The sequence below is a fragment of the Salegentibacter chungangensis genome (assembly GCF_042678405.1).
GTDB lineage: Bacteria > Bacteroidota > Bacteroidia > Flavobacteriales > Flavobacteriaceae > Salegentibacter_A > Salegentibacter_A chungangensis.
Map to the genome: position 1 here is coordinate 809,571 of NZ_JBHTLI010000001.1, position 19,055 is coordinate 828,625.

16 protein-coding genes and 1 tRNA gene are annotated in these 19,055 nt (G+C 42.9%); 4 read left to right on the forward strand and 13 right to left on the reverse strand.

The window, feature by feature from the left end; translation table 11 throughout:
- Positions 1–19: 19 nt before the first annotated feature.
- The gene (locus ACFQ3Q_RS03635) at positions 20–2,503 is read left to right on the forward strand and encodes a glycoside hydrolase family 2 TIM barrel-domain containing protein (protein WP_380743009.1); all 2,484 of its coding nucleotides are present in this window, start codon (positions 20–22) and stop codon (positions 2,501–2,503) included.
- A gap of 5 nt (positions 2,504–2,508) precedes the next feature.
- Here ACFQ3Q_RS03635 and ACFQ3Q_RS03640 read toward each other — a convergent pair whose 3' ends face one another.
- From ACFQ3Q_RS03640 to ACFQ3Q_RS03660, 5 genes are all read right to left on the reverse strand, one after another.
- Entirely contained in the window at positions 2,509–4,908 is a 2,400-nt protein-coding gene (locus tag ACFQ3Q_RS03640; RefSeq protein WP_380743012.1) for a glycoside hydrolase family 65 protein, read from the reverse strand.
- 1 nt (position 4,909) lies between these two features.
- Positions 4,910–6,430, reverse strand: a complete 1,521-nt coding sequence (gene otsB, locus ACFQ3Q_RS03645) for a trehalose-phosphatase (RefSeq protein WP_380743015.1) — start codon at positions 6,428–6,430, stop codon at positions 4,910–4,912.
- Between the two features lie 66 nt (positions 6,431–6,496).
- Positions 6,497–6,997 carry a hypothetical protein gene (locus tag ACFQ3Q_RS03650; protein WP_380743018.1) on the reverse strand — a complete coding sequence of 167 codons (501 nt, stop codon included), beginning with the start codon at positions 6,995–6,997 and terminating at the stop codon, positions 6,497–6,499.
- 149 nt (positions 6,998–7,146) lie between these two features.
- Complete coding sequence (locus ACFQ3Q_RS03655; protein WP_380743021.1) at positions 7,147–7,929, reverse strand: hypothetical protein; 783 nt, start codon at positions 7,927–7,929, stop codon at positions 7,147–7,149.
- Positions 7,930–8,216: 287 nt separating this feature from the next.
- The gene (locus ACFQ3Q_RS03660) at positions 8,217–9,005 is read right to left on the reverse strand and encodes a hypothetical protein (protein ID WP_380743024.1); all 789 of its coding nucleotides are present in this window, start codon (positions 9,003–9,005) and stop codon (positions 8,217–8,219) included.
- Between the two features lie 426 nt (positions 9,006–9,431).
- Here ACFQ3Q_RS03660 and ACFQ3Q_RS03665 point away from each other — a divergent pair, with 426 nt between their 5' ends.
- On the forward strand, positions 9,432–9,926 hold the full coding sequence (locus tag ACFQ3Q_RS03665) for a YybH family protein (protein ID WP_380743027.1): 495 nt from the start codon (positions 9,432–9,434) through the stop codon (positions 9,924–9,926).
- 138 nt (positions 9,927–10,064) lie between these two features.
- Here the strand turns inward: ACFQ3Q_RS03665 and ACFQ3Q_RS03670 are convergent.
- A tRNA-Leu gene (locus ACFQ3Q_RS03670) sits at positions 10,065–10,149 on the reverse strand.
- Positions 10,150–10,269: 120 nt separating this feature from the next.
- Here ACFQ3Q_RS03670 and ACFQ3Q_RS03675 point away from each other — a divergent pair.
- Together ACFQ3Q_RS03675 and ACFQ3Q_RS03680 are read left to right on the forward strand one after the other, a co-directional pair.
- A complete protein-coding gene (locus ACFQ3Q_RS03675) occupies positions 10,270–11,658 on the forward strand; it encodes a dipeptidase (RefSeq protein ID WP_380743030.1) in 1,389 nt (462 codons plus the stop codon).
- Between the two features lie 116 nt (positions 11,659–11,774).
- On the forward strand, positions 11,775–13,853 hold the full coding sequence (locus ACFQ3Q_RS03680) for a dipeptidyl-peptidase 3 family protein (protein ID WP_380743032.1): 2,079 nt from the start codon (positions 11,775–11,777) through the stop codon (positions 13,851–13,853).
- 86 nt (positions 13,854–13,939) lie between these two features.
- Here ACFQ3Q_RS03680 and ACFQ3Q_RS03685 read toward each other — a convergent pair whose 3' ends face one another.
- The 7 genes from ACFQ3Q_RS03685 to ACFQ3Q_RS03715 all read right to left on the reverse strand — a co-directional run bounded on the left by ACFQ3Q_RS03685 (position 13,940) and on the right by ACFQ3Q_RS03715 (position 19,055).
- The gene (locus tag ACFQ3Q_RS03685) at positions 13,940–14,224 is read right to left on the reverse strand and encodes a GIY-YIG nuclease family protein (RefSeq protein ID WP_380743034.1); all 285 of its coding nucleotides are present in this window, start codon (positions 14,222–14,224) and stop codon (positions 13,940–13,942) included.
- Positions 14,225–14,298: 74 nt separating this feature from the next.
- A complete protein-coding gene (locus tag ACFQ3Q_RS03690) occupies positions 14,299–14,871 on the reverse strand; it encodes a PhnA domain-containing protein (protein WP_380743036.1) in 573 nt (190 codons plus the stop codon).
- 65 nt (positions 14,872–14,936) lie between these two features.
- Positions 14,937–15,941 (reverse strand): metal-dependent hydrolase, encoded by a 1,005-nt coding sequence (locus ACFQ3Q_RS03695; RefSeq protein WP_380743038.1) that lies wholly within the window; start codon positions 15,939–15,941, stop codon positions 14,937–14,939.
- Positions 15,942–15,944: 3 nt separating this feature from the next.
- Entirely contained in the window at positions 15,945–17,723 is a 1,779-nt protein-coding gene (locus ACFQ3Q_RS03700; protein ID WP_380743040.1) for a MutS-related protein, read from the reverse strand.
- The gene (locus ACFQ3Q_RS03705) at positions 17,723–18,082 is read right to left on the reverse strand and encodes an MmcQ/YjbR family DNA-binding protein (protein WP_380743043.1); all 360 of its coding nucleotides are present in this window, start codon (positions 18,080–18,082) and stop codon (positions 17,723–17,725) included. The genes ACFQ3Q_RS03700 and ACFQ3Q_RS03705 overlap by 1 nt, the downstream gene beginning before the upstream one ends.
- Positions 18,082–18,702, reverse strand: coding sequence for a DUF4230 domain-containing protein (locus ACFQ3Q_RS03710; protein WP_380743045.1), 621 nt, complete (start codon positions 18,700–18,702; stop codon positions 18,082–18,084). The genes ACFQ3Q_RS03705 and ACFQ3Q_RS03710 overlap by 1 nt, the downstream gene beginning before the upstream one ends.
- Before the next feature lie 2 nt (positions 18,703–18,704).
- Positions 18,705–19,055 carry a DUF4260 domain-containing protein gene (locus ACFQ3Q_RS03715; protein ID WP_380743047.1) on the reverse strand — a complete coding sequence of 117 codons (351 nt, stop codon included), beginning with the start codon at positions 19,053–19,055 and terminating at the stop codon, positions 18,705–18,707.

Consider the following 19,055-nt stretch of genomic DNA (forward strand, 5'->3'; position numbering starts at 1 on the left):
TTAAATCTGATTTCTGCATATGTATAGAATTTTAGTCCTTTTTCTTTTTGTTACCGGCCAGCTGCTTGCACAAAACACCGAGTTGAATACCTGGAGTTTTTATTCAGAAAAAGATAGCCTGAGCAGGGAAGTTCATATTCCCCATACCTGGAATGCTGAAGATGCCTTTGATGATGAACCCGGGTACTGGCGTGGAAAGGGAGTCTATACCACTACAATTGACATACGGGATACCTCAAAAGTTTATTTTTTGAAATTTAAAGGAGCGAACCAGGTGGCGGAGGTCTTTGTAAACAATGAATTTGTGGGACAGCATTACGGGGGCTATACGGCCTTTCAGTTTGATATTAGTAAAAAGCTGAAGCCGGGAAAAAATAAAATTCGTGTTGAACTGGACAATGCTCACGATGAGACTGTTCCTCCGCTGGATGCAGATTTCACATTTTACGGCGGGATGTACCGCAAAGTGATGCTTGTAGAAGAGAGCAAACTACACTTTGCCAAAAATTACGGAACCGATGAGGTGAGGATAGACCCTTTTTTGAATGAAAATTCAGGAGCCAGGCTGAAGATCACTGCCAAAGTTGAGAATCCTGAAAAGGAAAAATTTTCATTAAAGATTAGCCTTACAAACCCCGACGGGGAAGAGATCTACTTCGGCGAAAAGAAGTCTGAAAGCGCATATAAGCTCGAAATTCCGGTAAAAGCACCCCGGCTCTGGTCGCCTGAAGATCCTAACCTGTATTCCGTAAAGCTTGAGCTTATTGACAGGGAAGGAAAAATCAAGGATATCTACGAACATAAAACGGGTTTCAGGAAATTCGAGGCAACTGCCGGGGGATTCAAATTAAACGGAAAGCCATTGAAGCTGCTGGGAGTGAACCGGCACCAGGATTGGGAAGGTCTTGGTAATGCCGTGCCAATAGAAAAGCAACTTCAGGATATGACCAAGATAAAGGAGATAGGTGCTAACTTCCTCAGGCTGGCACATTACCCGCAGGCTGAGGAAATATACAAGGCGGCAGATAGTCTTGGCCTTATTTTATGGTCTGAAGCTCCGGTGGTGAATAAGGTTCCTGCCACAGCCGATTATGAGGCTTACAAAGAACATTCTGTGGAAATGCAAAAGGAACATATAGCCCAAAATTACAACCATCCTTCCTTTGTGTTTATTGGTTATATGAACGAGATCTTTATCAGGATGGTTTTTGATGAGGATGATGAGCAAAAAAGAACAGCTATTATAGACCATACTTTGAAGCTGGCTAAGACCTTAGAGGAGCTTACCCGAAGAATGGCACCGAATCATATTACCGTGATGGCAATTCACGGAAACCAGATCTATAACCGGACCGGGATCACGGAAATTCCTATGGTGCTGGGGTGGAATCTATATTATGGCTGGTATGAAGGTGAGATTGAGGATCTGGGAGGATTCCTTGATAAAGAACAAGAGAAGTTTCCAAACCGGCCGCTTATAATTTCCGAATATGGGGTAGGAGCCGATGTGAGGCTGCATTCTGATACTCCTGAAAAATTCGATTTTACCGAAGAATATCAGCTGACTTACCATCAGGGTTATTTGGAACAGGTTTTAGAAAGGGATTTTGTGATAGGGATGACGGCCTGGAATTTTGCCGATTTCGGATCTGAATTTCGCGGAGATACCAAACCACACGTGAATCAGAAAGGCCTGGTGAATTACGACCGCAGCCCCAAGAATATCTGGTATTGGTACAAAGCGGTGTTGCGACCGGAGGAAAAATTCTCGCGGTTTTACCGGGACCTGCCGGCCCATATCAGCAATTCCCCTGAAAAGAAGTTCAGGGTCATTTCAAACCAAGAGGTCATACTTGAATTGAACGGCCGGCAAATTGCTGAAGCAAAGCCTGAAAATGGAATCATTACGAAAACAGTTAAACTCCAACAAGGGGAGAATGTGCTAAAGGTTTATAATGAAGATGGCGTTTTACAGGATTCCCTGAAGCTCTTCTGGAGACGTCCTGATCTTACAGATACTGAAAGTCTTTCTATAAATTTCGGGGCAAACTTCAGTTATATGGCAGAAGACGGAGAGATCTGGATTCCTGCGGAGGCTGCCGGAATTCTGGAAACCGGAGGAGAAACAAAAAAGGTGAAAAGCAGTACCAATATTCGGGATACAGCCGATGAACCTTTATATCAGACGGGGATCACAGGAGTGAAAAGCCTGAAGTTTCAGTTGCCGGAAGGAAGCTATAGGCTTAAATTACTATTTGCTAACCTGGGAAAAGACAAGACCCTGGCATACGAATTAAGTAAAGAGGGAAAAAAGAACGATACCTATCTTGGAAAATTTCAGCTTAGCGTGAATGGAAAAGAAATAAGTGTCGTTAAAATGGAGAAATTTCATAAAACTGAACAGACGATATTCCTTGAAGCCGAAGGTTTACTTGAAATAAAAGCAGTGGGTAATCAAACTTTCTCGATAAATGCCATTCGACTGGAAAGTACAGGAGAATAATTTTTCTAAAATTCTATGGTTTTCTCTTCTCCTTTTTTGAGGGTGAAAGCTTTGTCTTTTACATTGATGTTGATTCCGCCATCCCAGTCGCCCTGGCTTATAAGCTGAAGCTTGTTTGGAGTAAGTTCTATCTGAAGCCAGTAATTAAGATAACGAAGCCTGAATTTTACATTCTTTACATTTTCGGGTAACTGCGGATTAAAATGCAAGGCATCCTTTTTGAATTCCAGGCCTGTATAACAACGCTGAATGAGGTCTATTGTGCCTGCCATTGCACCAAGATGGATCCCTTCAGGGGTGGTGCCACCCTGTACATCTTTAAAATCGCTGAAAAGTGCACTTTTAAAGTCGTGCCAGGATTTGTCCCTCCTGGAACGGGCATAAACCCAGGAATCCACCAGTTTGCTGAGGGTGGAGCCGTGCGCGGTAATATCCTGGTAATAATTTATATTCATCGGAATCTGTTGGGCAGGGTCAAAATCATAACCCAAACGGGTGAACAGGTCTGTTAACTCTTCAGCCGAAAAAAGATAGAAGAGCATAATAACATCAGCCTGTTTCACCGCCTTATAGCGGTTTACCTGGTCACCTTCCTTTTCCAGTATCCTGTCTAAGCGAAGAATGTCGCCATATTGGTTATGGTATTTCTCCCAGTCCAGGTCCTGAAGCTGGTGAAAACCTTCGTATTGCTCTATGATCTTATTGTCTTCCACTAAAGGGATGAACATTTTCCGGCTTATATTTTCCCAACGATCAGTGTCTTCTTTGTCAATTTCCAGTTGCAGCATCAGGCTTTCGCGGCGTTGAGCATCCAGTCTTTCCAGTGCTTTCAGGGCATGTATGAGGCTCCACACCACCATCAGGTTGGTGTAGGCATTATTCTTTAAACCAGGTTCCTCAGAACCGGGAAGCGAAGTATGATATTCGTCGGGTCCTACCACCTTATGTATCTCATAACGTTGCCTTTCTTCGTTGTAAGTGGCTTTACTGGCCCAGAATTTTGCTATCTCAATGAGTACTTCGGCACCGTAAAATGAAAGAAACTCCAGGTCTCCCGTGGTTTCAAAATACTGCCAGATGTTATATGCTACAGCCGAGTTAATATGACGCTGAAGATAGGTGTTGTCCGGAATCCATCTTCCTGACTGGGGGTTAAGGTGTATTACCTGGCTTTCTTCCCGGCCATTGCTGCCACTTTGCCAGGGAAACATCGCTCCTTTATAGCCTTCCCGGGCAGCCGCGACCCTTGCTTCCCCCAACCTGCGATAACGGTACATAAGCAGAGAGCGGGTCAGCTCAGGCGCCCGAATGGTAAACAAAGGCAGGATAAAAAGTTCGTCCCAGAAAATATGACCCCTGTAAGCTTCTCCGTGCCATCCTCTCGCCGGGATTCCGGCATCGGTATCGATACTGTTGTGACTATAGGTTTGCATCAGGTGAAAGATATGCAGCCGAAGCAACAACTGATCTTCAACTTCATCGGCTACCAGGTTGACATCGCTTTGTTTCCAGAGGTCTTCCCAAACAGGGCGGTGTCTGTTCTTTAAAGCTAAAAAATGCGGAATCCTTCTCACATCCTTTTTCGCTTCGAAAACGGGCTCCGAAATCGCAAAATCTTTGGAAGTATAGATGCTTACGATCTTCTCTACAATAATGCTTTTGTTTTCCTGAGCAACAAATTCGAGTTCCTGGGCTATATATTCTTCTTTTTCAACAGTGGTTCTTTCTATGGGGGTGTCATAGGAATCAAAACAAAGATTTGTTCTTGCTGCCTGAGCCATCACAATTTCAGATTGATTGGTCATCACCTTTATAAAGATGCCGTCTTCTTCAAATTTGCCCTTTGCAATAAGCTTCAGGTGTTTTCCGTTCAGCTCGCTGTATCGTTTCACCCCCTTATTGGTAACCGAGGCATCTAATGCTGAATGTACCTTTATCTTTCCTGACCAGTTTATGGGGGTCAGTTTCCATTCAATTGCGGCAATATGACGGTTTCCCATACATATGAGGCGGTTGCTCAGTAATTCAGATTCACGTTGTTTATCATCCTTAAACCGGATCTTTCTTGAAAGCAAACCTTCCTTAAGATCAAGTACCTGCTCATATTCGAGAATTTCAACCTGATCTGGATGAAACCATTCCCCATTCTCCGGTTTGAACCTGAGAACAGTCCAGTCGGGCCAGTTTACCAGGTCTTCATTCTCTATGATCTTTCCTGAAATTTCAGATTCCAGCCTGTTGTAGCCGCCGGCAAGGTAAGTTCCCGGGTAGTGATGCTCATCGGCAGGAACCCCTTCCATTGCACCCCGGGTCGTGAAATAACCATTACCCAGACAGCAAAGAGCCTCCCGGAGCTTTTCTTCCCCGGGGTTGTACCCCTTGTAGACAAGTTTCCAGCTTTCCACTTTATAAGAGTTTGCTTAAAAATTCTTTCACTTCTTCAACATCCTTCAGCCGGAAATCGGCATAGGTTTCTTTGCCGTGGTCACCTACAAGGATCCCAAGCCCATTTTCTAAAGTTTCGAAGGCATCTTCATCGGTCACATCGTCACCAATATAAACCGAGTATGCTGCGGTCTCTGAATTGCCTATTTTCATTTTAAGGATTTCTACGGCTTTCCCTTTATCCCATTCCAGATTGGGCCTTATTTCAATAACCTTTTTGCCTTCTCCTATTTTTAGCTGCTTGTGCTTGGCTAAAACCTCCTCGGTAATACGATGGACTTCCTCTTCGGCAGACCCTGCAGCCTGGCGGTAATGAATAGCTAAGGTGAATTTTTTTCTTTCGAATTCCACACCCTGGATATGCTTAAGTCGTTCCTTAAGAACAGGCTCTGTTTTTTCGAATACCGGAAGGATCTTTTTGGCTTCTTCATTGTCTTTGCTGAAGTTGCCGGGACCCGAAATTTCAAAACCGTGGCTGCCGGCGTAATAGATGTTCTCAAGGCCCACCCGTTTTTTCACATCGCTTAGGCCGCGACCGCTTATTACAGCGATCTTATATTCCGATGCCAGTTTTTCAACAATATTTTTCATTTCCGGATCCATCGCTGCATCCTGGTGATGCGTGACAATGGGGGCAAGAGTGCCGTCAAAATCAAGAAAAAAAAGAGGTTTGTGCTCTTTGAAACGCGATTTTAACTGTTCGATGTTTTTAACAGCTGAAGGGAGTGCTGCAGGAGATCTTAGGTTCTTTATTTTCAGATTTACCTCTTCAAGACTATTAACAGCTATGTCAGCTCCGTTCTGCAGCAGTTCTTCTTTAGTTGCGCCATTAATAATTCCTGTTACCAGCTTGAAGTTTCCTTTTTTTCCTGCCTGCGTTCCGGCAATTGCATCTTCAACTATCATCGCTTCTTCCGGAGATACACCCAATTCTTTGGCGGCTTCAAGGAATATATCGGGTTCGGGTTTGCCTTTGATATTTCTTTCCTGGGAAACAACGCCATCTACACGGGCCTCAAACATATCTTCGAGTCCCGTAGACTGTAAAATTTGCCTGCAGTTCTTACTGGAGGATATAACAGCTATTCTAAGGCCATCGGCTTTCCATTGCTTGATCTGGTTTATATTTTTCCTGAAAACTTCTACGCCTTCATCTTTAATAATTTCCAGAAGGAGTCGGTTCTTTCGGTTCCCAAGCCCGCAAATAGTCTCCCTGTGTGGGTCGTCATCGGGAGAGCCTTTAGGGAGATCAATATTCCGGGATCTAAGAAATTCACGCACACCGTCATATCTCGGGATACCATCTACATACTTAGGGTAATCTTCTTCTATGGAGAAACTTTTAAACGGTTCCTTCCCGCTATCTTCTCTTTCCTCGTTATATTCATCGAACATCCGCTTCCAGGCTTTGGCGTGCTGCCTGGCGGTTTTGGTGATGACCCCGTCGAGATCGAAGATCCCTGCTTTCACACTATACTCCATTTTTGAATTTTTTTAAAGTTCTAAACTTAGTTAGGACAGCAGATACCGGGGGAGAATATTCAAGCCTTATTTGGCTTTTTTATAGATGCCCTTAAATAGTTCTTTGATTACCTTTCCTTCTTTGCTGAGAGTTTCCCATAACTGGATCACACTTTCGTCTGAATTTTTTGTCCAGGTAATCCTGTTGTAGTATTCCGTTCCGTCCTTTCCTTTAGTGAGTTCACTTTTAAGCAACATTCTATTTTCTTCAGCTTTTCCTTTTAAAACAAGATTTTGTCCCTGGCTGTCTATCCATACCTGGTTCCAGGTACCATCCTGTGAATTGTAATAATTATAACTTCTGCCGGTGGTTCCCTTTGCGCCACGCCAATGTTCGCTTATAATGCAATCTTTCTCAAGTTTCTTAATGCTGTTTTCACCAATTTTATTTCCCTTTGTGTCATAGACCTCCCAATCTCCCACCCAAAAATCGAAGGCTTTATGAGAATCTGTACAGCAGGCACAATCCTGGGCGAAAGCAGGCAGGTTAAAAGTGAGAATAAGGATGGCAGAAAGGAGGATTCTCATAATTTCAAGGGTTAGCTTTGTCTATCAACAAGTTACAAATTATTTCTTTTGCTCTTTGAAAAATGATAAATGCAACGTGCCCGAATTTTATTCAAATCCGGGCACGTGTTTGTCTGGAATTTTGGCTAATTCAAACAAATCTACAGTCTTTATTCTGTCTGTACTTCGGCACTCAGGCCACTAAGTTCAGGCTGGTAAATCCAAATCTCACTTTGTTTTCCGGAAGTGATCTCTCCCCATTCTCTTATGAAGCTTTGAAAACTTCCTTCCCCGTTCACTTCTTCGTATGCCTTTATAAATTGGGGGTCTTTTCCCATCCAGGCCATTTCTTCAAAAAAGAATACCATTGCCAGGTCTCTGCCATCTTTTGAATTTGGTAATTCGTTGGTATATACCCCATACGTAAGCTCAGGAAATTTCTCCTGCATCACCTTGGTTGCCTTTTCCATCGATTTGATCACATCAGCTTCTTTATAACGATTTACATCGTACATATCTACCAGTAACTTATCAATTTTGAAATCCTGGCTGAAGTTCGATAAATCGGGGTGAGAGCGCCAGTAGATCTGATCAGATTCCGGCAGGATGTAAGCTGCTACATTATCACGCCAATCTGCATCGTGGCCCTGCTTATCATGGGGGCGCTTATCGAATGCGCTCCAGGGCAGGGGCCCCATAGACCATATGTATCTGCCTGAATTTGGCCCGCTGGCAATAAAGTATACTCTGGCGCCAAAAGGCCCTTCTGCATGATACTGCTTGTTATGAGCCGCAAGGCCTTCTTCAAATTGTTTGAGGTGCTCCGGATTTGGAGTGAGAAGAACATTTTCAAAGACAACATACTCCTGATTGTCTACTTCACTTTCTTGGTCAGTGTTTTGGGATATTGCCACGATCGGAATCAGGAATACCCACAGTAATAGGGATCTCATAAAAGTAAATTTTGGTTAGTTATTTTTGCTAATACTTCCTGATTTCCGGGGGCAGTTTCTTGAAAAGTCAGAGAATTAAGTTAATGATAATTATCTATTTTTCAAGCCCTTATAGTGGTAAAAAAGTCTTAAATAGAATTTTTAAAGTAAGATATTCATATTTTACGGGGTGTTCTGTTGTGAATTTATAAAAAGATTAACATTGTCTGTTGGGGGTGAATTCCAAAATTGAAGCATAAAAAAGCCGACCTTTTTAAAGTCGGCTTTATGTCGGTTCGTTAATCAATCTATTCTTCAACTCTGCTGCCGGTAGTAACCTGGCTTCCTATTCCGCTTAGGGCCTGATTAAACACCCAGATTTCGGTCTGGGCTCCGGCGGTGATATCTTTCCATTCTTGCATAAATTTATCGTAGGTTCCTTCGCCGTGTACAGCATTGTAATTTTCCTTGAACTTGAAGTCTTTGCTTAGCCACTTAAAGTGGTCGAAGAAATAAGCAATGGCCATATCCCGTCCATCATTGGTTGCCGCAAATTCGTTGGTATAAATTCCATAGGGCATATCAGGATACTTCTCCTTAAATACCTTAGTGACCTTAGCCAGCTCTTTCTTCATTCGTTCTCCTTCCATTCTGTTTATGTCGAACATTACGATCTCAAGTTTGTTCACATCAAAATTTGGAGGGAAATTGGAGAGGTCGTGATGAAAACGCCAGTAGGTGGAGTTTAAATCCTCCTGCATATAAGGGACTACGTTTTTGTCCCAATCTTCACTGTGCGCTTCAGCATTCTCCCTTGGTTTATCAAGAGTGCTCCATTGGAAAGGTCCCATTACAGCCATCATTTTATCTGTATTTGGGCCATTCATAATGTTATAGATCCTCACGCCCCAGTCGCCGCCGTTGTGAAACTGTTCGTTGTGTGCCTTCATTCCTTGCTTAAAGTCGTCCATATGACCTGGCTTAGGTGCGAATACCGTTGTGCCTACCACGAGGTACTCTTCATTCTCATTTGATTGGTCCGATTGTGAAAAAACCAGAAAAGGGGCCAGCAAAATCCAAAATAATATAGTTTTCATAAGCTATATGTTTTAATGGTTAATATTCGAAAGAAAAAAGACCGCTTCGGAAATACGGGCTCACAGGATCTCAGTAAGATTTCCTATGTTAATTTAAGAATAAATATTTATAAATCAGTCGTCTAGGTTTTTTTCTGGCGGATTCAAAATTTGAATTTTACAGAAACACAGCAGGTTCGAGACTTTAGAGCTCAAGAAAATGAGGAAAATAATTTTTTACAGATTTAAAATAGCAGGAAGCTAATCTATTGCCAAGAGTTTTTGTTTCACGAATCGTTCTTAATCTTTATCATTTTTTATTTGTAGCAGATTGATGAATGTGGTTTTTTATCACTAAAAATCAGTATTTTATCTAAAATTCGGTTAAAATTTTAGTGGCGTGGTTCCTAATAGATAAATTAGATTAATAATTAAAAATATTAACCGATGAAACTATTAAAACTATTGCCATTAATGGCATTGATGATCTTTGTATCCTGTCAGGAAGTAAAGGAGGAAGAAGCTGAAGAAAAAAAAGAGATGGTGGAGGTTCGCAAGCCGGATCAGGTGATGAAAGACTGGATCAGCGCGTGGAATAATAATGACGCGAAGGGAATAAAGGATCTTACCGCCAAAAATGCCGTGTTGCTTCATAACGGAAGGGCGGTTCAAAAAGACAGTGTGATGGCCTGGATAGATGGCGGTGCCGCAATAATGAAAGATCTGGAAATTAACTCATTAAAAAAGAATGCCGCTGATCAAATCGCGTACGAGGCGGGGACTTATACCCATGTGTATAAAGATAATGATAGCCTGGAAGTGAAGGGAACCTATACGGTAATCTGGGAAAGAGCAAAGAACGACAGTTTAGGATGGCAGATCAGGTTAATGAGTATCGCCGATATGCAGGAAAAAGACACGCTTAATGTGGAGAATAATTAGTATTTGTAAGAATATTGAATTGCTGGCTGGTGTGTAAAGGCATAAGCCCCGGAAAGTCCTTCAGAATGAGGGACTTTTTTAGGTAATTAGAGGCTCTGAAAAACAAAAAAAGCTTCAGATTTCTCTGAAGCTTTTTCCTGGTGCGGGCGGAGAGACTCGAACTCTCACACCTCTCGGCACTAGATCCTAAGTCTAGCGTGTCTACCAATTCCACCACGCCCGCATTTCAATATTTAGTGCGTTATTTCTGTAACGCGGATGCAAATATACACAATACTTTCAATTTACAAACAGCTCAGCAAAAAAAATCTTTTTACCTTTATAAAAAATCAAAAATCAGAGAATGAAGGACAGCAAAAAATACGTTGAAGAGAATAAAGACAGGTTCCTGAATGAGTTGATAGACCTGCTTAAAATTCCTTCCATTAGTGCCGATCCGGCGTATAAAAACGATATGCTCACCACTGCGGAAGCCGTGAAAGAACAATTGCTGGCGGCAGGCTGTGATAAAGCAGAAATTTGTGAGACACCGGGACACCCCGTGGTATACGGAGAAAAAATTATAGATAAAGACCTGCCTACCGTTCTGGTTTACGGGCATTACGATGTGCAGCCGCCGGACCCACTCGATCTTTGGAATTCACCACCATTCGAACCGGTTATTAAAGAGACCGAAATTCATCCTGAAGGTGCGATCTATGCGAGGGGAGCCTGTGATGATAAAGGCCAGATGTATATGCACGTAAAGGCGCTGGAATTTATGACCAAAAATGATGAGCTGCCTTGTAACGTGAAGTTTATGATAGAAGGGGAAGAAGAGGTAGGAAGCGAACACCTTGGCTGGTTCATCGAGAATAATAAAGAGAAGCTTGCTAATGATGTTATCCTCATTTCAGATACGGGAATGATCAGCAAAGACACTCCTTCTATTACTACCGGCCTGCGAGGACTTTCTTATGTAGAGGTAGAGGTTACCGGGCCTAATCGTGACCTGCATTCCGGGCTTTACGGAGGGGCCGTTGCCAACCCGATCAATATTCTGTCTAAAATGATCGCTTCTTTAACCGATGGGAATAATCATATCAGCATACCCGGATTCTATGATAAAGTGGAGGAACTGGGAGAAGAAGAACGCAAGAAAATGGCTGAAGCTCCTTTTAGCGAAGAAGAATACAGGAAAAAGCTCGGAATTAAAGACACCTATGGAGAAGCCGGATTCACAACCACAGAGCGGGCTTCTATCAGGCCAACTCTTGATGTTAACGGGATCTGGGGCGGATATATTGGGGAAGGAGCCAAAACCGTACTTCCGGCCAAAGCCTTTGCGAAGATCTCGATGAGACTGGTTCCAAATCAGGACTGGAAAGAGATCACCAGGCTGTTTAAAGAACATTTTGAAAGTATTGCGCCAGATGCGGTTAGCGTAGAGGTGAAACCACATCACGGGGGGCAGGGATATGTCACCCCTATAGACAATGTAGGTTATCAGGCGGCAAGCAAGGCTTATGAAGAGACCTTTGGGAAAACGCCAATTCCGCAGCGAAGCGGTGGAAGTATTCCAATTGTTTCTTTGTTTGAGAAAGAACTGAAGAGTAAGATTATCTTAATGGGCTTTGGTCTGGATACCGATGCCATCCACTCACCTAACGAGCATTTTGGAGTTTGGAACTACCTGAAAGGAATAGAGACCATTCCGTGGTTCTATAAATATTTTACAGAGATGAGTAAATAACTTTCAGTCTGGAGGCTGAAAAAACATAGCTTGCTGCGCGTCAATAAAAAGGGCATCAGATTTTTTCAAAACTGATGTCCTTTATTATTAACTTTGGTCATCTCAAATTTATAAAAATGAAACATTTATTAAGTATTTTTTTGCTGGCACTGGCACTTACATTTACGTCCTGTGACCAGAAAGACAAGGATTCTAAGGACCTTGCAGAGAAGGAGATGACTTCTCCTGAAGATTTCAATTATAAAGTAGACGAATTTGCCGATCTCAAGATCCTGCGTTATCAAATCCCGGGATGGGAAAATTTAAGTCTTAAAGAACAAAAGCTGGTTTACTATCTCACTCAGGCCGGACTTGCCGGTCGTGATATTATGTGGGACCAGAATTACAAGCACAATCTTGAGATCCGGGAAGCTCTGGAGAAAATTTACACCAATTATGAAGGTGATAAATCTTCCGAAGACTGGCAGGCTTTTGAGACTTACCTGAAAAGAGTGTGGTTCTCTAACGGAATTCATCACCATTATTCGAACGACAAGTTAAAGCCGGGGTTTAGCAAAGAATATTTCAATTCTCTGCTTGAAGCAACTAATACTGAGCTAAGCGGAGAGCCTTTTGAAGTGATCTTCAACGATAAGGATATGAAAAAGGTGAATCTTGATGAGTCAAAAGGTCTTGTGGAAGGATCAGCTGTTAATTTTTACGGAGAAGGGATAACTGCCGAAGAGGTATCAAACTTCTATGCGGCAAAAAAATCTCCAAATCCGGAGAAGCCTCTTGCTTTCGGAATTAACACGAAACTGGTTAAGGAGAATGGTGAGTTAGTTGAGAAAGTATACAAAAGTGGCGGACTTTATGGTGATGCCATAGATGAGATCGTTTCTTGGCTTGAGAAAGCTAAAGGTGTTGCCGAAAATGAAAAACAGGCAAATGCACTTGGACTTCTTATTGAGTACTATAAGACCGGGGATCTTCAGACCTGGGACGAGTATAATGTTGCCTGGGTAGAAGCTACCGAAGGGAATATAGATTATATCAACAGTTTTATAGAAGTATATAACGACCCAATGGGATATACCGGTTCTTATGAAACTATCGTTCAGATCAAGGATTTTGATATGTCTGAAAAGATGAGCGTGGTAGAGAAGAACGTTCAGTGGTTCGAGGATAACTCGCCAATTATGGATGATCATAAGAAAGACTCGGTTGTTGGGGTAACTTATAAAACAGTGATCGTAGCCGGGGAAGCCGGAGATGCCTCTCCAAGTACTCCTATCGGGGTTAACCTGCCTAATTCCAGCTGGATAAGAAAGGCTCACGGAAGTAAATCGGTTTCTCTCGGAAATATTATCAATGCCTATGAAAATGCCGGTGGTTCTGATAAGCTGAAAGAATTTGCTCACGATGAGGAAGAGATCGCTCTTTCTGAAGAATACGGGAAAGAGGCAGATAAGCTTCATACAGCCCTTCACGAAGTGGTGGGTCACGCTTCAGGCCAGTTGAACCCTGGAGTAGGAACCACCAAGGAAACTCTTAAAAGTTATGCTTCAACTCTGGAAGAAGGTCGTGCAGACCTTGTAGGTCTCTACTACCTGATGGATCCAAAACTGGAAGAACTTGGCCTTACCGATGATGTTGAAAAGCTTGGAAAGGCTGCTTATAACGATTATATCCGTAACGGGTTAATGACGCAACTGGTAAGAATTGAGCAGGGAGCAGATATCGAGGAAGCTCATATGAGAAACCGTCAGTGGGTTAGCGCCTGGGTTTTCGAGAAAGGTAAAGAAGAAGGAGTGATCGAAAAGGTGCAGAAAGATGGTAAGACTTATTATGATATTAAAGACTATCAGAAACTAAGAGAGCTTTTTGGAGAATTGCTTAAGGAAACACAAAGAATTAAATCTGAAGGTGATTTTGAGGCAGCCAAAAACCTTGTAGAGAATTACGGGGTGAAGGTAGATCAGGATCTTCACAAAGAAGTTCTTGAAAGAAATGAGAAATTCAAGTCGGCTCCTTACAGCGGATTTGTAAATCCTGTACTTGTTCCTGAAATGGATGAGAACGGAGAGATCGTTTCTATTAAGGTAACTCAGCCTTCCACTTTCGAAGAGCAAATGCTGAATTATGCAAAAGATCACAGCTTTTTAACTGAAGAGAAGAAAGCTGAAAAAGAAGAAATGGCAGAAGCTGAAATGTAAATTTTCAAAATTTATTATAAAGTAAAAGCGCGGCAAATTGCCGCGCTTTTTTCTTTTTACGTCAAGCCGAACTTGTTTCCGCTTCTTTAAATATCTTCGAAAAGATCTTTATAATTGGGGTTTTGAGATTTTATAAGGTTCCATTTCCACTCTTCGTGCCAGTTTTTCAGGATCTTTTTTCTGCCGATAGCCTGATGGGCCTCCGGAAATTTCTCAAAATAGAGCAGTACGCTTAACCTGTTTTTCCTTGAAAAAAAGGAGCCTTTATTCTGTTTATGCTTTAAAACGCGTTGTTTCAGGTCTGAGGTTACGCCTATGTAAAGCGACTCTCGTAACTTATTGGTCAATATGTAAACATAGCTGTGCTTCATAATTAAAGATACAACTATAAAAATAAAGATCCTGAAACAAGTTCAGGCTGAGGTCAGAAGGAAATAGAAAGAGTTTAGACCTTTTTCACAAACCTGGTAAGGATCACGATCTGCTGGCCTTCAACCTTTCCTTCTATTTGTTCTGCATTATCGTGTACCAGGGAAACCCTGCGCACGGCGGTGCCTCTTTTTGCTACCAAGCTGGAGCCTTTTACATTAAGGTCCTTTATTAAAACCACGCTGTCTCCGGCTTCTATTACGGCGCCATTGCTGTCTTTATGAATCACCTTGTTTTCTGCTTCTTTTTTTGCTGCTGTGGCCCAGGCTTTCAGTTCGTCGTCCATATACATTATATCCAGCAGGTCTTGGGGCCAGCCTTCGGCTTTCATTCTGTCCAGCATTCTCCACGCCATTACCTGAACCGCCGGAACCGTGCTCCACATAGCATCATTAAGACAACGCCAGTGGTTAGGCTCTGTCTTTTCCGGATCCTCAATTTGTTCTGAACAGGTGTTGCAAATTAAAATACTTGCTTCTTCAGCTTCCACCGGGGACTCCTGCACTTCATATATTTTAAGATTATCGGTAGCGGCACATAGTTCACAAACCGAATCGCTGCGCTCTCTTAGTTTTTCTTCAATGGTCATCGTTGGGTGATTTAAGGCTGCAAAGATAGTCTAACCGGTTCTAAGCTTCAGAGAAAAGCAGCATATTAATTTCCGAGAATTCGTTTGCCAAGATCGGCAAGTAGTTTCTCTGCGGCTCCGCGTGTTCTTTTTCGCTCCTCGATGTTAACCTCACCATCCTTTTCTATCAGTTTATAACTGAAGGTGAAATGCGGGTCTTCAGCATTTGGGTCGAGCAATCCAAAACGCAGGTCGTTGAAGTAAAGCTGATCGTTTTGTTCGGCTATTGTATACCAGCCCTGGGAAATATCTATGATGCGCTGGATATTCCTTTTATCCTCCAACCCGGCCAACAGCTGCCGGTTCTTCGGGTAGGATTCAAAACTTATGGGCTTGGTGTCAAAGATGGAATAATCTCCTATCAGGTAGCTGTCTTCGGTTTCCACATTAGCAGACCAGAGGATGGTGTTGAAAGGACTTGGCCTTGTGTCAATTCGGGAATACTCGATCTTTTGTTCTTCCAGGGCATCGGAAAATTTGAAATAGGTATAGGCCTTCAGGGCAGGGGTGATCACCAGGAGATAAATACTGCTGATGATGAGACCAAGATTGTTATATTTTCGTCGCTTTTCCGATGTGCGTTTCTGGCGCATCGCCAGGATCAGAAACACCATAAACGGAAGCGTGTAAAGCGGGTCGATCACAAAGATATTCTTGTACGCCAGTCTCAGGTCCAGGGGCCAGAACAGCTGGGTGCCCCAGGTGGTGTGTGCATCCAGCAGGGGATGGGTGAAGAGGCCCCAGAACATCAGCCACGACCAGTTCTTCCAGGTAGCCGCCGATTTCCTTTCGATCTTTGAGATGAGCCAGCCAAAGACCGGCGCAAAGAGAACTGAAAATACAATGGAATGCGTGAAGCCCCTGTGAATTTCAATAGCTGAAATAGTATCTGTGAAATATCCGGCAAAACTGTCGAGATCTGGAATGGTGCCGGCAATGGCCCCGTAAAGCATAGCTTTGTTCCCAACCTTTTTTCCAAGTACGGCTTCTCCAACCGCTGCTCCCAGTACTATTTGTGTTAATGAATCCATATTTTAATCGTCTACGATCTCCATCTTCCTTAGCAGGAATGAAGCATTCATATTATGGCAGATGCCGTCCTTGAATTTATAATCAAAATTCAGCTCATCATTTATGATCTCGGCATCAAAATAATGATTTTTAACTTGAGGTAATTCTGAGGTGATCTCGCAAAGACTCAGGTCGTGCGTGGCGATGATACCTGTGGAATTGGATCTTACCAGTTTGCGAACAAACTTTTTAGAACCGCTGGCCTTATCGGTGCTGTTGGTCCCTTTCAGGATCTCGTCCAGGATGATGAAATACCTGTCGGTTTTGATCTCGTCTACAATGAATTTCAGTCTTTTTAATTCAGAGAAGAAATAGGATTCGTCATCGCTTAGGGAATCACTGGTTCGCATACTCGTGATGAGCTTTATAGGGGTGTAGGTGCATTCTTCAGCACATACCGGCAGACCAACATTGCTCATTAAGATCTGAAGGGAAACGGTTCTTAAAAATGTACTTTTTCCGGCCATATTCGCTCCGGTAATAATAAAGAATTCCTGATTGCTGATGCTGAAATCATTAGCCACTCTTTTCTCAGGATCCAGCAGGGGGTGGCCCAGTTGTTTAGCTGAAATCCCCAGTTTTTCGTCATTAATCTCCGGAAAGACATAAGCGGGATGGTTAAAGGCGAAATTTCCCAGACTGTTATGGGAATCGGTATACTCTATCACCTTAAACCAGTTCTCCACATTTTGTCTGTATCGGGAGATCCATTTTTCAAGCTTGTAACTTTGTCTCAGGTCCCAGAGCAGAAAACCGTTGCCAAATATCCCGAAAAGCATATTATTTCTCTGATCCAGGTCGTCTATGGCCTTGGAGAATTTCTTAAAAATTGCCGAAGCCTTTTTGTCTTCAGACCTGATGAGCTGCTGGTTTTCTTTCAGAATTTCTGAAGAGAAATCTTCCTTTTCCAACAAGGCCAGCAATTGGTGATATTGATGAAAAGTATCCTGGATCTTGCTCACGCTCTCTGAAAGCAGGTTGATCTTTTTAATAAAGATCCCTGTGACCAGTAGGCCCGTGAGGAACCAAAGTAACAAATGAATTCCCTTAATGAAGTCGAAGCTGTAAGCCGCGATGGCCAGGACTGAAATTCCCGTGAATGCCCAGGGTAGCCACTTCATTAGCTTCGGAACAAAGCTCTTATAGTTCTTAAACCAGTCGAGAACAGTAGCTGAAGCAGTTTCGGTTTTAACCAGCCCTGCAATGGCAGTGAATTCTTGTCTCCATCCCGGTTTGGTCGCCAGCTCTTTTACGACCGCCTGTTTCTTCTCAATTTCGTCTATGCTGTTTTCCGTTAGGATCCCGGCCAGCCTGGTTTTACCTTCGTGCAACCCGGTACGGTTCAGATATTGGAAAAAGGAACCTGGTCCAAAAAGGTCGATATCTTCGCTATATGGATGCATGGGGTCTTCAAATTCCTCCCCATCCGGAAGGTCCCTGAAATTTCTGGTTTTAAGCAGGTCGATCTCCAGCTCGTTAAGCCTTATGAGTTCTTTTTGCTTGTTGCTCTGGTCTTTCAGGTCGCTGTGACGAGAAACCAGGAAAAGGAACAGCGCGATCCCGCCAATGATTATGGGGACGATAATGTTCGTATTGCCCCAGAAGAAATAGATCCCGTAGCAAATCGCCAGGAATAATATCAGCCTCAGGAGGCTGGAAAACAGGAGCTTTCTGGAGATTCCAGCCAGCAGCTGCTCGTGTTCTTTTTTCTTTTTCAGGTAAAAATCGAGTATTTCTTTCATTATAAATTCTCCAGTTCTTTCTGTAATTTTTTTGGGAGGCTCTTTACCACTAACTCATAAGAGTGATTGATGAGTTCGAGGACAAGCTTGGGGTCCAGCCTGCCATCCAGGACAAGGGTATTCCAGTGCTGTTTGTTCATATGGTACCCCGGAAGTATATTTTCTTCATATTCTTCCCTTAGCTCGATAGCCCTTTCCGGGTCGCATTTCAGGTTGACCCTCAGCGGAACCTCATCCAGGGAAGCGATACTGAACATCTTTCCCATCACCTTGAAGACGAGATTATCGGGGCCAAAGGGTAGTTCTTCGGTCACTCCTTTCTTTTGAATGCAGTAATTTCTGAAGCTTTCAATGTCCATTATTCCTTTTCGATCTTGGGCTTTTCTTCCTCTCTTTCCAGGGTAAGGGCCGTATAGTCCAGTTTCCAGCCGATGGTTTCCACAATCTTTTCCATAAGCAGAATTGTGTCCAGCGCCTCTTTCTTCGCCTTTTCAAAAAGTCCGCTCTCAGGGATCTTATCTACGATGTGTTTTTTCGCATCGCGGCTTATATCGGTTAGGTCTGAAGTGGTGAAAGGATTGGCCCAGCCTTCTCTCTTGTCGTAATATTTAAAATCGGTTTCCACGGTAAGCAATTCCGGCTGCGGGAAATTGGTAAGGATGATTCGTTTGGAATCATTATCGCTTTCCATTTTGATCTTGCTGAGGTCGAAGCCGATATGCGCCTTGGCATTGATGAGGATAATGGCCTTTTTCTTTCCGAGGAAAAGACTCAGGTATTTTTCTTTGAGGTTTTCGTAATGATATATTTCTGAAAAATCGCCTTCAACGGTAATGAATTTGCACACGCTCTTGATCTTGTCCATTAATACCACCGATTGTTCGCTGGTCTTTAATCTCGAGCGGTCTTTGTTGAATCTTGCGAATAAAAAGTAAGCTATAATCGCGCCTGCGGCGAGACCAATAAACAGAAGTTCCATAGTTATTTTCCGATTTCTCCCAGATGTGTGAATTTAAAGCCTTGTTCATATTTGAGGCCATAGCCTAAAATACGATCAAAAGCCGAATGTGAAAACAAAATTACGCCTATTAATTGTAATGGCGGGTTTGTGAGGTACAGGCCCGTAAACCATATTCCAATAGCTATAGCTTTATGATGGAATAAGTTGTAAGTAAAAGCTCCGGTTCTATTGTTGATGAGGTACCCCAATGCTCCTATGTCAGGAGCGAAGAACAGGCCTATGAACCACCACCAGGAATACTCCAGCTGGTTGAAGGCCAAAAGCCCCAGCAGGAACATCGCTAATTCTTCCAGTTTTAAGCTGAGCTTCAT